The 13,751-nt window shown below is 70.4% G+C and carries 18 protein-coding genes; 9 read left to right on the forward strand and 9 right to left on the reverse strand.

Going from position 1 to position 13,751, the window contains the following annotated elements:
• The 9 genes from ABZ194_RS02515 (at position 1) to ABZ194_RS02555 (ending at position 10,599) form a co-directional block, all read left to right on the forward strand.
• Entirely contained in the window at positions 1-3,519 is a 3,519-nt protein-coding gene (locus ABZ194_RS02515) for a hypothetical protein (protein WP_355591206.1), read from the forward strand.
• A complete protein-coding gene (locus ABZ194_RS02520) occupies positions 3,516-6,122 on the forward strand; it encodes a LamG-like jellyroll fold domain-containing protein (protein ID WP_355591209.1) in 2,607 nt (868 codons plus the stop codon). The genes ABZ194_RS02515 and ABZ194_RS02520 overlap by 4 nt, the downstream gene beginning before the upstream one ends.
• A 5-nt stretch (positions 6,123-6,127) precedes the next feature.
• The gene (locus tag ABZ194_RS02525) at positions 6,128-6,580 is read left to right on the forward strand and encodes a hypothetical protein (protein ID WP_355591212.1); all 453 of its coding nucleotides are present in this window, start codon (positions 6,128-6,130) and stop codon (positions 6,578-6,580) included.
• The gene (locus tag ABZ194_RS02530) at positions 6,581-7,099 is read left to right on the forward strand and encodes a hypothetical protein (protein ID WP_355591216.1); all 519 of its coding nucleotides are present in this window, start codon (positions 6,581-6,583) and stop codon (positions 7,097-7,099) included.
• 5 nt (positions 7,100-7,104) lie between these two features.
• Positions 7,105-7,419 carry a hypothetical protein gene (locus ABZ194_RS02535; RefSeq protein WP_355591219.1) on the forward strand — a complete coding sequence of 105 codons (315 nt, stop codon included), beginning with the start codon at positions 7,105-7,107 and terminating at the stop codon, positions 7,417-7,419.
• Positions 7,416-8,981 (forward strand): hypothetical protein, encoded by a 1,566-nt coding sequence (locus tag ABZ194_RS02540; RefSeq protein ID WP_355591222.1) that lies wholly within the window; start codon positions 7,416-7,418, stop codon positions 8,979-8,981. The genes ABZ194_RS02535 and ABZ194_RS02540 overlap by 4 nt, the downstream gene beginning before the upstream one ends.
• A gap of 60 nt (positions 8,982-9,041) precedes the next feature.
• Positions 9,042-10,043 carry a peptidoglycan recognition family protein gene (locus ABZ194_RS02545; RefSeq protein WP_355591225.1) on the forward strand — a complete coding sequence of 334 codons (1,002 nt, stop codon included), beginning with the start codon at positions 9,042-9,044 and terminating at the stop codon, positions 10,041-10,043.
• 110 nt (positions 10,044-10,153) lie between these two features.
• Positions 10,154-10,372 (forward strand): hypothetical protein, encoded by a 219-nt coding sequence (locus ABZ194_RS02550; protein ID WP_355591228.1) that lies wholly within the window; start codon positions 10,154-10,156, stop codon positions 10,370-10,372.
• A 41-nt stretch (positions 10,373-10,413) separates the two neighbouring features.
• On the forward strand, positions 10,414-10,599 hold the full coding sequence (locus ABZ194_RS02555; protein WP_355591231.1) for a hypothetical protein: 186 nt from the start codon (positions 10,414-10,416) through the stop codon (positions 10,597-10,599).
• Positions 10,600-10,663: 64 nt separating this feature from the next.
• Here the strand turns inward: ABZ194_RS02555 and ABZ194_RS02560 are convergent, their stop codons facing one another.
• The 9 genes from ABZ194_RS02560 to ABZ194_RS02600 form a co-directional block, all read right to left on the reverse strand.
• Entirely contained in the window at positions 10,664-10,825 is a 162-nt protein-coding gene (locus ABZ194_RS02560) for a hypothetical protein (RefSeq protein WP_355591234.1), read from the reverse strand.
• Between the two features lie 63 nt (positions 10,826-10,888).
• Positions 10,889-11,584 carry a SpoIIE family protein phosphatase gene (locus ABZ194_RS02565; RefSeq protein WP_355591237.1) on the reverse strand — a complete coding sequence of 232 codons (696 nt, stop codon included), beginning with the start codon at positions 11,582-11,584 and terminating at the stop codon, positions 10,889-10,891.
• Between the two features lie 58 nt (positions 11,585-11,642).
• Positions 11,643-12,257, reverse strand: a complete 615-nt coding sequence (locus ABZ194_RS02570) for a recombinase family protein (protein ID WP_355591240.1) — start codon at positions 12,255-12,257, stop codon at positions 11,643-11,645.
• 129 nt (positions 12,258-12,386) lie between these two features.
• Positions 12,387-12,542: a hypothetical protein gene (locus ABZ194_RS02575; protein WP_355591243.1), complete on the reverse strand. Its 156-nt coding sequence runs from the start codon at positions 12,540-12,542 to the stop codon at positions 12,387-12,389.
• A gap of 15 nt (positions 12,543-12,557) precedes the next feature.
• A complete protein-coding gene (locus ABZ194_RS02580) occupies positions 12,558-12,794 on the reverse strand; it encodes a hypothetical protein (RefSeq protein WP_355591246.1) in 237 nt (78 codons plus the stop codon).
• Between the two features lie 41 nt (positions 12,795-12,835).
• Positions 12,836-12,991 carry a hypothetical protein gene (locus tag ABZ194_RS02585; protein WP_355591249.1) on the reverse strand — a complete coding sequence of 52 codons (156 nt, stop codon included), beginning with the start codon at positions 12,989-12,991 and terminating at the stop codon, positions 12,836-12,838.
• Positions 12,992-12,994: 3 nt separating this feature from the next.
• The gene (locus ABZ194_RS02590) at positions 12,995-13,201 is read right to left on the reverse strand and encodes a hypothetical protein (RefSeq protein WP_355591252.1); all 207 of its coding nucleotides are present in this window, start codon (positions 13,199-13,201) and stop codon (positions 12,995-12,997) included.
• Positions 13,202-13,285: 84 nt separating this feature from the next.
• A complete protein-coding gene (locus ABZ194_RS02595) occupies positions 13,286-13,459 on the reverse strand; it encodes a hypothetical protein (RefSeq protein WP_355591255.1) in 174 nt (57 codons plus the stop codon).
• 91 nt (positions 13,460-13,550) lie between these two features.
• Entirely contained in the window at positions 13,551-13,742 is a 192-nt protein-coding gene (locus tag ABZ194_RS02600) for a hypothetical protein (RefSeq protein WP_355591258.1), read from the reverse strand.
• Positions 13,743-13,751: the final 9 nt, after the last annotated feature.

Below are 13,751 nucleotides of genomic sequence, written 5' to 3' on the forward strand. Positions count from 1 at the left end.
TTGCCTCCCGCGGTCGCGAAGTACATCGCCGATGCCGACCCTTTCGTCCGCGGTACAACTAAGGCGGTCGAGCAGGCCAAGCGCTTCGACCGCGACGCCTCGAAGGCCGCCCTGTCCGCCCGCCGGATGGGCCTCGCGGCCAAGGAGGCGGGCGAGAAGGCCGCGGTCGCCGGACGGGTAGCGGCCGAGGCGGCGGAGAAAGCCGCCAAGGGCATGCTCGCCGAGTCCGAGGCGGCGAGGCTCGCGGCCAGAGCGGTCAAGGAGCTGGAGCGCGCCGAGCTCGCCCAGGCCGCCGCCGCCCTCGCGTCGGCCGAGGCGAGCGAGAAGGCCGCGCGCGCTCACCGCGCCCAGGCCGCAGACGGCGCGAAGGCCACCAAATCGGCGTCGCTGATGCGGAACGAACTGGTGACACTAGCCGCGGGCGGGGCCGCGATCGCGCCAGCGTTCGTGGCCGCAGGCGCCGGTGTGAGCGCGTTCGGTGCGCTCGCCTTCCCGACGATCAAGAAGGTCGTCGAGTCGCAGGAGAAGATGGCCGAGACCTGGGACAGCCTCTCGGGCCGTCAGAAGGTCGCCTCGGTGTCCACGCGGATGCTGGTCGACCAGTACAAGGGCCTGGCGACGGCTGTCGAGCCGGACGTGCTGCGCGTCTACAACAACGCGCTCGCGGTGACCGCTGGGGTTATGCCGCGCCTGGCCCCGCTCACGAAAGCCGCGTCCGGGGCACTGGTCGAGTTCGAGAACAAGATCGAGTCCGCCCTGAACAGTGACCGTGCGACCCAGTTCTTCCGCTTCGTCGAGGCCGAGGCCGGCCCCGCAATGGACGTGCTCGGCGACACGCTCGGCTCGGCCTCCCACCTGGCCGTCTCTCTCACCGAGTCGCTGGCTCCGCTCGCCGGCGCCGGGCTGGGCGTGGTCGGCATGGTCGCCGATCTGACCGCCGGACTGACGGACCTGTCGCCGGAACTGGCCCAGCTCGCGGTTCTCGGCATCGGCCTGCGAGGCCCGTTGGGCAGCGCGGCCGAAGGGCTGGGGAAGGTCGGCCAGAAGTACAAGACGGCGACGGCCGGCGCCGTTGGGGCGAGCAAGGCCACGAAGCTCCTCAACGTAGCCGCCGCCGCCGGACCGAACATCTACATGGCCGCCGGACTGGCCATCGCGTATTTCGGGCTGAAGGCGCTGAACGCGAAGTCGAACACGGACCGGCTGGTGGAGTCCATCACCGTCGCGAACCGCGCGGTGGGCAACAACATCGAGGGCTATCGAGCGGCCAACCGTGCCCTGGACGCGCAGCTCGCTCCCGCGACCAACCGGGCTGCCACCGCCGCGCAGACTCTCACCGGCAACGTGACGCTCATGAACGCCCAGATGTACCAGGGAGCTGAGGTCGCCAAGTCGCTGACCCAGGAGTGGGTCAACCAGGCCAAGAGCGACAACGACAGGAAGATCCGCAGCGTCACTCTGGGCGCCGCCGCTCTCGCGAAGCAGTACGGCATCACCACCACCCAGGCCGTCAGCCTGGCTGATGCGGTCGGCGTCGATATGAGCCGAGGCATCACCGAAAACGGCCGCGTCGTGGCCAGCGCAGCGGCGAAGTTCGACCGCTACCGGCAGGCCGTCGAGATGGCCCGCAATCCCACCGCCGTGGTGGCACAGGCGTGGGCCGACGCGGGCAATCAGGCGCTCACCTTGAAAGACCAGGTCAACGCCGCCGCAACGGCGTTGGATGCCTTCTTCAACCCGGCGCTCAACGTCCTGTCGGCCACCAACCGCATGAAGGATGCGCTCGCGGCCAGCAACAAGGTGCTGAAGAACTCCAAGGCCACCACGCTGGAGCGCAGCAAGGCCTTGGAGGCTCAGCTCGGCCCGCTCGGGACGTGGGTGTCGGCGCAGGTCGCCGCGAAGAAGTCGGTGAGCCTGACCGATTCGGCGATCCGGCAGCAACTGCCGTCGCTGGTCCGGCTGGCCGCGGGGAACCGGGCGGGACAGGCCGCGCTGGCTGGATTCGTGACCAGCATGGGCGGCACGATCTCCCGCACGAAGGCGGGCACGACCATCGTTGACCGGTTCGGGAACAGGGTCAAAGTCCTGCCGAACGGCAAGGTCGTGGTCATCAAGGCGAAGACCGGCCAAGCCGACAGCGCACTGGCGGCCACCAAGGGGAGGCTGGACAGCCTCAATTCCAAGACGCTGACGATCACCACCTTTTTCAAGCAGATCGGTCAGCAGGCCAACGCCGCACCCCGTACGGCTCGCGCCGAGGGCGGCCCGGTGGATGGGCCCGGGACGGAGACCTCCGACTCCATCCCGGCATGGCTGTCGAAGAACGAGTACGTCATCAACGCCAGGAGTACGAAGAAGCATTTGGGGTTGATCGAGGCGATCAACGCGGACAAATTCGCCGAGGGCGGGATGGTCGGCTACGCGCGAGGCGGCCGGGCCAAGAAGAACGTCACACACGTCGGGGGCGTCGAGGTCTCCACGACCGCCTGGCGGAACATCGGGCTGACCTTGGGCAAGGAGTTCTTCAAGGCGATGACCGGCAGCAAGTCGGAGATCGCCAGCATGGATCGGCGCTTGGAGAAGGCCGTGGCCAAGCTCTTCGCCGGGAAGCGCACCACACTGGACAACCGGCTGATCCACTATCTCGACCGCAACAGCAGCCGCCTGGAGGCGCTGTCCGTACGGCGGGACGCGGCGACCAAGGCGCTCGCGGCCGGGAAGCAGTACGCCTCCCAGATAACCTCGAACGCGCGGAGCTTCGCTGGGCTGTCCAGCCTGGACGGCCCCACGAGCGGCGCGCAGATCCGCCAGGGCCTGCAGATGAAGCTCAGCGGCCTGACGCAGTACGCCGGCGTGCTCAAGGCCCTCGGCAAGCGCGGCCTGTCGAAATCCCTGCTGCGGCAGGTCATGGACATGGGGCCCGAGGACGGCTTGAAGTACGGCCAGATGCTCTTGTCGGCCGACAAGGGGACGTTCAAAGACATCAACGCCGTCCAAGCTCAGGTCGACAAGACGTCCCGTTCCCTCGGGCGCAACAGTGCGGACATGCTCTATGACGCGGGCAAGATGGCCGGTCGCGGGTTCCTGACCGGCCTCGAAGGCGAGATCAAGTCCTTGGACAAGAGCATGGACAAGCTCGCCAAGCACATGGCCAAGTCGATCAAGAAGGCTCTTCATCTCAAGTCCCCGTCGCGGCTTCCGGCGATCCGGCACGCGGGCGCCATGACCGTGGCCGGCCTCGCCGCGGGGATGGACGCTAACCTCGGCGTCCTCGACCAGTCCACGGCGCGCGCAGCCGCCCGGATCGGCCGCTCGGCTGTAGCGCCTCGTCCGGTGATGCGGGCGCCCAGCGTTCCTCTCTCGGGTCGTGGCGCCGTCGTGCAGCAGGTCATCCACGTGCACGTCGCCGGGTCAGTGTGGGCCGAGCGGGACCTGTTCCAAGTTGTGCAGCGGCAGGCGCTGCAGCACAACCGGCGCAATACCAGCAACGGCCTGTCTCTCACCGGGACCCGCGGATGACCCTGGTCGCGCAGTGGACCGACAGCTACGACCTGGCCGCAGGGTTCGTCATCCCCGACCCCACGATCAGTACGCGCCAGGTCGCGGTCGCCAACACCCCGGGGAACTGGCTGATCGCGACCGTGGTCTGGCACACCGGCGCGGGCGCGCAGACCATCCCCACCGTGTCGGTCGGAGACGACGTGCACAACTGGTGGGTGCCCCTGGCGAGGGTCAGCGGCCCCGGCGGTGGGGTGGCGATCTGGGCGGCCCCCAACGCCCGCGCGGCCTCCCGGGTGTACGTGAGCCCGACCGACTACGTGACCGGCATGTCGATCAACGTGATGGAGCACTCTGGCCTCGGCAACTACCTGACCGTGGCGGACAAGAAGACCGCGACCGCCTCGGGTACCAGCGCCTCCCTCACCCTGGCCGCTCCGCCGTCGCAGGCGCTCGCCATCGTGGCCGGCGGCTCGGACAACGCGACCGCGACCCTGACGAGCGCGACGGCCGGATGGACGAGCGCGAGCGCGGTCAGCGGGACGAACGGCGTCGACCTCACCAGCGACACGCGGCTGTTGCCGCGCTATCAGACCACCACGGGCAGCGTCTCGGTCACCTACACCACGTCGGCCAGCGCGAACATCGTTGCGGTGGGCGTGACCATCCTCACCGCCGCAGCGGCCCCCTCCCAGCCGAATCCGAACTGGCCCATCACGACGCTGGAGGTCGGGTTCGGCAGCGGAGCCGGCACGCCCCGCGACCAGATCGCCTGGACCACCCTCCCGAGGCGTTTGCTGGCCTTCGACACCAGCCGGGGGCGGCAGTACGAGCTCGGCGCCCTGCAGGCCGGGGAGACCAACCTGCGGCTGCGGAACGACGACGCCGCCCTGAACCCGGCCAACACGTCGAGCCCGTACTGGCCGAACATCACCGACATGACCCCGGCCCGGGTCACCGCGACCTGGCAGGGCCGCACCTACGGCGTCTTCCACAACCTGGTCGAGCGCTGGCCCCAGAGCTGGCGGGATCCGCACTGGGGCGAGGTCAACGCGACCGCCCAGGGGCCCTGGGCGACGCTCACCACCGAGCTGCCGAACGTCGCGGCCGGGGAGATCCTGCTGGATGCGCCGTACGGCTATTGGCCGCTCAACGACCTGGAGGGGGCACCGACCGGCAGTAACCTGGCCCCGGGCAACGCCGAGCCGTTCGTCCAGCTCGTCAGTAAGTACGGTGCAGGCAGCGCGGTCGCACAGTTCGGGGTGGACTCTGGGCTGCTCATCGGCTCGCCGAACAACACCGCGTGGCAGAACCGCGGTCTCACCTCGCTGCAGACCGTGAACGGGTACTCGCTGCGGTACGGCCCCGGTCCGGCGCTGCCACCGATCTCGCCGGGGTGGACGGTGGAGTTCTGGGCCCGCCTGGACGCGAGCGCCTCGCAGCCCGCGAGCAATCTGGGCCTGATCGCCATGAAGAACGGGGCAGGCGCGGTGATCAGCCTCTACGTGGACCAAGCCACGCAGTGCGTCGCGGTCGCCGACTACGACCCAACGACCCACGTCCGGACCAACACCGTCAGCGGCCTGCAGGTCCTGACCGGCCTCTTCACGCACTTCTGCCTGGTCTTCGACACAACCGGATGGCGGCTGTACGTCAACACCGTGTCCGCCGCCAACCGCACCACGCCGTTGGACTCGGCGGTCGCCTGGATCAGCCTGTGCGGCCAGCAGGACGAGGTCTTTGTGGGCCGCATGCTCAACGGGAGCTTCGCGCACGTCGCGGTGTATCCGCGGCGGCTGCCGTACGGACGGATTGTCGCGCACTACTGGTCAGCGTACGGCGGCAACCGGTACGACTCCGCCGACCAGCGGATCAACAAGCTACTCGCGATCGGCGGAGCGGGCATCGCCCGGAGCATCTCCTACACCTCCGGGTCCACGATGGTCCCGGCCTCAACGATCGAGGGCCAGGCGGTCGCGACGAGCGTGGAGGAGATCGCCTCAAGCGACGGCGGCGGCCTGTACGAAGACGGCCACGGATACCTGTGCTTCACCTCCAAGACGCTCCGCTACAACCGGGGCCCGCAGTACCTTCTCGGGGACCGGCCCGACCTGGGCGAGGTGCCCTACCTCGGCGACGTCGTCTTCGACCGAGACCCCGCCCAGGTCGCGAACTCGATCACGGTGACCCAGGCGCACTACGGCCGCAAGGTCAGCGTCTCGGACGCCGCGAGCATCACCCAGCGCGGGGAGCGGGGCCGGGATGCGACCACCCACGTCGACGACGCCCTGGCCGTTGTCGACCACGCCAACTACCTGCTTCTGCGGTACAAGGAGCCCGGGGCGCGCGTCTCCACGATCACCCTGGACCCGGCCAGCAATCCGGCCGCCTGGCCGACCGCGCTCGGGGTCGAGTGCGGCGACATCGTGACCGTCAGCCGGCGCCCAGTCGGCGGCGTGCTCCTCACCGGCTCCTTCGAGGTCATCGGCGTGAGCCACCGGGTGGACTCCGCCGCCGGCGAGTGGAAGACGACGCTCAACTTGGCGCCGGCCGACCCGTTCTTCTTCCGACTCGACGACGCCACCTACGGCGTCCTGGATGGACCGGGGGTCCTCGGATGGTGATGCCCATGCCTATGCCGGCGCGGCGGAGCGTGATCCAGTACGCCAACGAACTGTTCGGCGTCTCCAGCCTGGAGGAGTATCTGGACTACCTGGATGCGAACCGCGACCGGCTGGGCGTGCCGTTCGTGCCCCGGCCGGAGGGGGACGCGCCGGAGTCGGGGACGGCCTGGGCGCGGGTGGACTGCGCGCGGTGGATCGCTGACTGCCCGTGGCGGTGCGGGTCCAGCCACGCCCTGCCGCGCGCTGAGACCCGGTTCTGGTGCACCGGGTGCGCGAACGGCGCGACCGGGAAGACCTGCGCGGTCGTGTGGCCGACGGCCCGGCAGCGGATCGAGGTCAACCTGGGCACATTGCCGTCGGCACTGGCGAACTGGCCGTGCGCCGAGGACATCCCCCGCTACGAACAGGGCGAGCACACGGCCATGTGCGAGCCGTGCCGCCAGATCGGAGGCCTGTAGATGACCACCGTCCCCTCCCCGCGGACATGGGTCGTCGGGGAGGTCGTCACCGCGGCGAAGATGAACGAGCTGCGGGATGCACTGAACTTCATGCTGTCGCCGCCCCTATGGGAACTCACGCACTCGGGCATCATCAGCCCCGCCACCAGCACCCAGGCCGTGATGCCGATGGACACCGAGATCATCGACCGGGATGGCGGCCACAGCACATCCGTGAACAACTCCAGGTACACCTCGCAGACGGCGGGCTACTACCTGGTCAGCGGCGCGGTGGCGTTCGTCTCCAATGGGACGGGCAAACGCGAGCTCACCATCCTGGTGAACGGTGCCACCGAGACCTATCCCAGCTCGATCCCCGGTCTGGCCGCCGGGTTCACCGGTCTCACCACCAGCGGCCGGATCTACCTGGCCGTGAGCGACTACGTCGAGCTGTATGTCTGGCAGAACTCGGGCGGTGCGCTGAACACCAACACCACCAAGGGCGGGCCCCGCTTCGGCGGCCACTGGATCTCGAAGTAGGCGCGATGGACCCGGCCATTGCGGTGGCCGTGATCGGCGGCGGCTTCGGCATCGTCAGCATGGCTTACACCGCCCGCCAGGCGAGACTCGCCCGCCTGGACAAGACCGAGGAAGACGCGCGCCTGGCCCGCCTGGCGGCCGAGGACGGCGCCTATCGCAGGGCGACCGAGTTCGACATCGGCGTGCAGGCCCGCATGCAGGCCGAGATCACGCGCATGCAGCGGCAGATCACCCGCCTCCAGTACCAGGTCGCCCGGCTGACCAGGCAGATCACCGAGGCGGGCCTGGTGCCCATCACTGTGCCCGAGGAGGATCCATGACGACCGTGACCGGCACCGTCACCACTGCGGCGGGTATGCATCCGCGCGGTGCGAGCGTGGTTGTGACGCTGGTCGACCAGGCCGGGCGCGCGACGCCGGGGTTCGCGGGGACGACCGAGGTCCTCGGGGTCGTCAGCGTGCCGGTCGCGGCGGACGGGTCGTGGAGCGTCTCCCTCACCCCGTCTGCGGACATCACCAGCGCGCGCGGGCCGACGCTCTACCAGGTGACCGAGCGCGTGCAGACCGGCGTCTCGGCGTCGTACTACATCAGCGTCCCGGCGACCGGCCCGGCGTGGGCCGGGGCGCTGCGGGTCACCCTGCCAGGCTCCGCGCCGGAGCAGCTGGTCGGCTATCTGCCGCTGACCGGCGGTGCCCTGTCCGGGCCGCTGATCCTTGCCGATGCGTCCCCGGCGGCCAGTGAGGCGTACGTGGCCTCCCACGGCGGTGGGGGCGGAGGCGGCACCCCGTCCGGCACGGTCACCAGCGAGACCTCTTACGGGCAGGCCGCCGCGGCCGGGGCGGCCACCGCCTACAGCCGCGGCGACCACACCCACGGCACCCCGGCCCTGCCCACCCCGGGCGCGATCGGCGCGGCCACCGCCGGCCACACCCACGCCGGGGTGTACGACCCGGCGGGTACGGCCGCCGCCGCGGTGAGTGCGCACACAGGAGCCTCCGACCCGCACCCGCAGTACCTCACTCCGGCCGAGGGCAACGCCGCCTACGCCGCGCAGGGGCATGCCCACGCGGGTGAGGACATCACCACGGGCACGGTCGCGGCGGCCCGGCTGCCGGTCGGCACCGGTGCCGGCACGGTGGCCGCCGGGAACGACTCCCGCCTCATCGGCGCCGTCCAGCAGAGTCTCCTCACCGCGAAGGGTGACGTGTTCGCGGCCACCGGATCCGGCGTGGTCGCCCGGCTCCCGGCCGGCGCGGACGGCCAGGTGCTCACCGCGGACGCCGCGCAGACCTCCGGCCTGAAGTGGGCGACGCCCAGCGGGGGCGGATCGTCGGGGGGCGGCCCGGTCTACCCGCTGTCCGCGTACGGCCTGAAGGCGTGTACCGGTGACCCTGAAAATTTCCAGTTCGGCTCCACCGCGTCCAACAACACGATTTTCGGAGCGCGATTCGAGATCCCCGCAGGCGTCCCGGTCGCGGCCATCTATGCGGCGGTGCGTGCGGGAGGCACCTACGCATCGTCCGCGACGCCGAATCAGATGGGGCTCTACGACGACAACGGTCAGCCATTGGGCGTCACCCCGGACGACTCCAGTCTCTGGACAGTCGCCGGGTGGCGCGGCGCGGCTCTCGTCGGCGGGACCATCGCGGCCCAGGGGGCCAGCAGGATGGCCTACCTTCTGCTGCTCTTCGGCGGCATGTCGGGTGTGGTGATGCCCTACCTGGCCGCCGCCAACGACGCCAACGCGGCGTGGTTCTCCGGCGGGGTGGGCGTCACGAAGCGGCGAGCCTTCTACGTGGGCGCCACCAGCCTGCCCGCCAGTTTCAACCCGGCCACCTACGGCACGCCGACCACCTACCTGTCATTGGCGGGAACCGCCTGAGCTGTCTTCGACGTGGAAGAGGTGACGTATGCCCGCTGTGGGCGTGGATGAGGTGACCCGGTGAGGCCGGTCAGCCGGAGGGCGTGGGGGGCCAGGCCGCCCAGCAGGACGTACACGAGGGTCGGCGGCACGCGGGGGGTGAAGGTCCACTACACCGGCGGCCCCGTACCGGCCGACATCGCCGAGCCCGGTAACCATCGCAAGTGCCTGGAGCTCGTGGCGGGCATTCAGCGGATGCACATGTCCGGTGGCCGCGGCGAGGTCTACCTCGACATCGGCTACTCGATGATCGCCTGCCCGCATGGGCGGGTGCTGATGGGGCGCGGCCCGCATGTGCTGCCGGCCGCGAACGGCGCGAACCTCAACAGCGGGCATTACGCGGTGCTCGCGCTCGTCGGGTCCTCGGGTTTCACGGTGCCGAACGATGCGCTGCTGCACGCCGTGGCCGACGCGATCGAGTACCTGCGCGAGCACGGCGACGCCGGGGACGAGATCAAGGGCCACCGGGACGGCTACTCCACGAGCTGTCCCGGCGGCCCGCTGTACGCCTGGGTGCGCGCCGGAGCGCCCCGGCCGTCCACCATCCCGCCCGTCGAACCACCCGAGGAGGAAGAGATGCCCGAAGTCGTATCGCTGGGCCTGGAGGACGAGATCGTCGTCCCGTCGGCCCAGGACTATCAGCCGTGGTGGACGGCCGAGTGGAGGGACACCGCGGGCTGGCACCCGGCCGGCGGCCAGAGCATCGCGCCGACGAGGGATGTGTGGGCCGACGTCGTCGCGCACGTCGCGCTGCGCGGCCTGACGCCCGGCGAGCCGGTCGAGGTCGGCCTAACCCGGCACCTCGCCGACGGCAGCTCGGTGGACATCGCCTGGCCGACGGGCCGCCTCATGACGGTCCGCGCCGACGTCGACGGACGGGTGGAGGCCAACCTTGGCGGCCACTTCAAGCTGTCGGCTCTTCACCGCGGCCGGGTGACGATCCGCCACGCCAGCACGGGCACGGTGACCTTGGAGACCTCCTCAGCCTTCAAGGCGATCCTGCACCGCTATGCCTCGCCGTGATCGAGGGAGCGGTCCTCGCCTACCTGATGGGCCGGGCCGATCAGCGGCCCGATGACCTGCCCAGATGTTCCTGGGTTTCAGAAACCCAACCCCAACCGAGGAGGAAAACCATGAAGATCGGCTCTTACGCGAAAGCGATCGTGTCCGCCGTGTCCGCCGGTGCGGCTGCGCTGGTCACCGCGATGGGCGACGGCATCGTCACGCCCGGCGAGGGGGTCACCGTCGGCCTGGCCGCGCTGGGGATCACCGCGGCGGTGCCCAACGCCGTGCGGTCGGACCCGCCCAGCAGGACGCCCGGCTACCGGGGCGGGCACGGGGATCTGCTGTGACCCGGTAGCCCCGCCTCCTCGGGCGCGTCATGCTGGGCGTTATGACTGGGCGACAGGTGACGTTGGTGGGCGGGCCGTTGGATGGGATGGAGTTCCCCGATCCGGACCCCGGGGCGGACGACAAGGGCGCGTGCATGATCGTGCCGGGTGAGATGTCGCGCGCGGTGTATGAGCCCGACCCGGGCGGGCCGCCGGAGGTCTGGCACCACCGGGGATGGGTCGGCTGACGACCCCCCGCGCAGCAAGAAGGCCCGCCGCTCGAAGGAGCGGCGGGCCTGTTTGCGTGTCCGGCTAGCAGAACTCGCAGTCGGCGCGCGCGATCAGGTGCTCGCGGTTGTGGATCCACTCCGCGTCGCGTTCGGCGGCCAGCTGCCCGCGGAGGGCGTAGCCGCCGCCCTCACAGCTGGCCGTGTGGTTCTCGGCCCGGCCGCAGCCGACACAGACAAGGGTCATGTGGTCCTCCTGGGGGTGGGTGTGGGGTGAGCGTACGGCGGGCCGGTGACAGCCCGCCGGCTGTCAGCGGGTCGGCCGCTTGAGGACGACTGCGGTGGCGTCGTCGCGGTAGCCGTCCTCGTCGGGCCGGGCGGCGGCCACGAGGGCATCGGCCAGGGCCTGTGGGTCGTCGGCGTGCTCGCGCACCAGTGCCTCCACCTCGTCGTGCGGCACCCGGTCGTGGACGCCGTCGCTGGTGAGCAGCACCAGCGGGGCGTCGGTCCAAGCCTCCGCGACCGTGGCCACCGCAGCGGTGGCCACGGTGGTGCGCACCCATTGGGCCGCGCGCCGGGTGATCTCGCCGGCGTAGCCGCACATGGCCAGCTGCTCGGCGAGGGTGTGATCGACCGTGAGGGGCCGGAGCCGGCCGTCCTCCAGGGCGTAGGCGCGGGCGTCGCCCACCCAGGCGACCCGGACCCGGTCGTCGCCCGGCTCCGCGACGGCCACCACGGCGACGGCGTCCGGCTCCGGCTCGTCGGCGGCGCCGGGGTCGGCCACCAGCTCGGTGGCGGTGAGCAGCCCGGCCAGAGGTCCGCGGCGGGCGGCGGCGCGGGCGGCCACCTCGGCGAGCATGTGCGCCACCGCGGCCACACGAGGGCTGTGGCCGATTCCGTCGACCACGGACACGGCCACGGTGCCGTCGGCCTGGCGGTGGACGGCGGCGGTGTCACCGCTGGGGGTGGTCGTGCCCGGCCGGGTCGCCAGACCGGTGATGATCATCAATGCCACTCCTTTTCTTAGAGAACACAAGATCACGGGGATGCCCCCATAATCGGCGTTATCGGGTGGCCTGGGTCAGGTAGCCGTTCAAGGTGGTGCGCTTCACGCCCAGATCGTCGGCGATCTGCTGCACCGTCCACCGCCGCTTCCCGTCCTCGCCCACCTCGGCGTACATCGCGCGGGCCCGCTCGACCTGGTAGGGCTTCAGCTTCGGCTTCCGGCCGCCGGATCGGCCGCGGGCGCGAGCTGCCTCCAGGCCGTCCATGGTGCGGGCCACGATCATGTCCCGCTCCCACTCGGCGAACGCGGCGAGGATGTGGAAGAACAGGCGGCCCTCGGGCGTGGTGGTGTCGACGCTCTGGTCGAGGGCGCGCAGGCCGGCGCCGACGGCCTGGACGCGGTCGGCGGTGTCCTTGAGCATCTTCACCGACCGGCCGATCCGGTCGAGCTTGGTGAAGACGAAGACGTCGCCCTCGCGCAGGGCGTCGAGGGCGCGGTCGAACTCCGGACGGCTGGAGAGCGTCCCGCTGGCCTTGTCGATGTAGATGCGCTGGCATCCGGCGGCGGTCAGGCGATCGTGCTGGCTTTCGGAGTGCTGGTCGCGGGTGCTGACCCGCCCGTAGCCGATGAGCATGATGGGAAAGGCTCCTTTGCCGTCATAGATTTCCGTCACGGGTTTCCGTCGTTTTCGACCTCGCAGGACGCGAAACGATCACACGCGACGGCAGACGATCGTTTTCCGACACCGGTAGGGAAAGAGCGGCCCCGGCACCCTCGGGCGCCGGGGCCGACCTCCTCGCGACTACTCGTCGTCGTCCTGGTCGATGCCGACCCGGGCGACGCGGTTGCCGGCGGCGTCGTAGGCGTGGCTGCCGCGGATCTTCACCGGGCCGGTGACGGTGACGATCTTCTGCGCGGTCTGCGTGATCCTCGGCCTGGTCTTCGGTTCTTTCGCCATGATTCGGTGCCCTTTCTAGTAGCCGTGGCGCTTGAGCGCGTCGTATGCGGCGATGACCTCAGCCTGGGTGCTCTGCAAGATCAAGGCGTTGAAGGCGTCCCGGGCGGCCTCGAAGTCGCGGCTGTCGAGGTCCCTGTCTCCGGCGTCGGTTTGGTCCATGCCGAGCTTGATCAGCTTCATGACCCGGTCGCGGCGGACCGGGGGTGCGGGCTGCTTGTCCTGCTTGTGCTGCTTTTTGCCGAACAGTCCCATCTCGGGTCCTCTCGATTCGATCTTGTTGTGGATGTGGTGGGTCAGGAGTAGAGGCCGTCCGCGTGCTCGTGGCTGTCGCAGGCCCAGACGAGATCGCCCCGGAAAGTGATCATCCGGACCGGTCGGCGCGTGCAGCCTCCGGAGAAGCACTGGCCCCTCTCGCTGCGCTCCAGGTAGGTCGGCCGTCTGTGTCCCATTGGTCAGCCCTCCAGCGAGGTGTGGCAGGCGTCGCAGCAGACCTCGCGTCCCCAGGTGCTCCCGGCGACGAACGCGACCACCCCGGCGACCCCGTACAAGGCGGGCAGGCCAGCGAACAGGGCCGCGGTGAACGCGGCGGCGGCGAGTGCCGTCAGGACCGTGCACCGCACGGTGGTCAGGCCGAGCTCGCGTCCAACGGTTCGGATCATGGTGATCTCCTTGTCTCGGGTGGTGGAGCGTCTGCTCCGGGCACCCGCCCGGCCTGGTGGCCGGGCGGGCACCCGCACAGTGCGCTACCGCCGGTACCAGGGCACGTTCTTCTCGGCCGCCAGGACCCGGCCGTTCTTCTCCCAGTACTCGGCGTCCTCCGTGTCCCGCGGCGTCATGGCGTGGAGCTCCTCGCGCGCGGTCTTCAGCTCCTCGCGCGCTTCGTCCTTGCTCCGGTCCTTGCTGCTGAACAGACCCATGTCGATGTCGATCTCCTCTCGGGGGCCCGGGGTGGGCGCCCTGGGCGTCCCGCCCGACCGTGAGGCCGGGCGAGCACCCGGGGCGTCCGCCCTACCTCTCCGCGCAGGGGCCGCCGCCGCACCGGTGCAGCCCGCACGCCGCACAGAGGTCGGTGCGCTCCACCTCCAGCGGGGTGCCGGAGCGGCGGATGCTGCGTGCCCACAGGGCCGCGTCCAGGCGACCGGCCTCGGCCACCGGGCGGCCGGCGTCGTCGACGACCGTGTACTTCTTCGCCTTCGCCATCTCGGTCTT

It is taken from the genome of Streptosporangium sp. NPDC006007 (assembly GCF_040614315.1).
Classification (GTDB): domain Bacteria; phylum Actinomycetota; class Actinomycetes; order Streptosporangiales; family Streptosporangiaceae; genus Streptosporangium.

Bases quoted from the DNA above. Each gene is read 5' to 3' on its own strand.
- ABZ194_RS02520 (WP_355591209.1), top strand. From the start codon at position 3,516: ATGACCCTGGTCGCGCAGTGGACCGACAGCTACGACCTGGCCGCAGGG.
- ABZ194_RS02525 (WP_355591212.1), top strand. From the start codon at position 6,128: ATGCCTATGCCGGCGCGGCGGAGCGTGATCCAGTACGCCAACGAACTG.
- ABZ194_RS02530 (WP_355591216.1), top strand. From the start codon at position 6,581: ATGACCACCGTCCCCTCCCCGCGGACATGGGTCGTCGGGGAGGTCGTC.
- ABZ194_RS02535 (WP_355591219.1), top strand. From the start codon at position 7,105: ATGGACCCGGCCATTGCGGTGGCCGTGATCGGCGGCGGCTTCGGCATC.
- ABZ194_RS02540 (WP_355591222.1), top strand. From the start codon at position 7,416: ATGACGACCGTGACCGGCACCGTCACCACTGCGGCGGGTATGCATCCG.
- ABZ194_RS02550 (WP_355591228.1), top strand. From the start codon at position 10,154: ATGAAGATCGGCTCTTACGCGAAAGCGATCGTGTCCGCCGTGTCCGCC.
- ABZ194_RS02555 (WP_355591231.1), top strand. From the start codon at position 10,414: ATGACTGGGCGACAGGTGACGTTGGTGGGCGGGCCGTTGGATGGGATG.
- ABZ194_RS02560 (WP_355591234.1), bottom strand. From the start codon at position 10,825: ATGACCCTTGTCTGTGTCGGCTGCGGCCGGGCCGAGAACCACACGGCC.
- ABZ194_RS02565 (WP_355591237.1), bottom strand. From the start codon at position 11,584: ATGATCATCACCGGTCTGGCGACCCGGCCGGGCACGACCACCCCCAGC.
- ABZ194_RS02575 (WP_355591243.1), bottom strand. From the start codon at position 12,542: ATGGCGAAAGAACCGAAGACCAGGCCGAGGATCACGCAGACCGCGCAG.
- ABZ194_RS02580 (WP_355591246.1), bottom strand. From the start codon at position 12,794: ATGGGACTGTTCGGCAAAAAGCAGCACAAGCAGGACAAGCAGCCCGCA.
- ABZ194_RS02585 (WP_355591249.1), bottom strand. From the start codon at position 12,991: ATGGGACACAGACGGCCGACCTACCTGGAGCGCAGCGAGAGGGGCCAG.
- ABZ194_RS02590 (WP_355591252.1), bottom strand. From the start codon at position 13,201: ATGATCCGAACCGTTGGACGCGAGCTCGGCCTGACCACCGTGCGGTGC.
- ABZ194_RS02595 (WP_355591255.1), bottom strand. From the start codon at position 13,459: ATGGGTCTGTTCAGCAGCAAGGACCGGAGCAAGGACGAAGCGCGCGAG.
- ABZ194_RS02600 (WP_355591258.1), bottom strand. From the start codon at position 13,742: ATGGCGAAGGCGAAGAAGTACACGGTCGTCGACGACGCCGGCCGCCCG.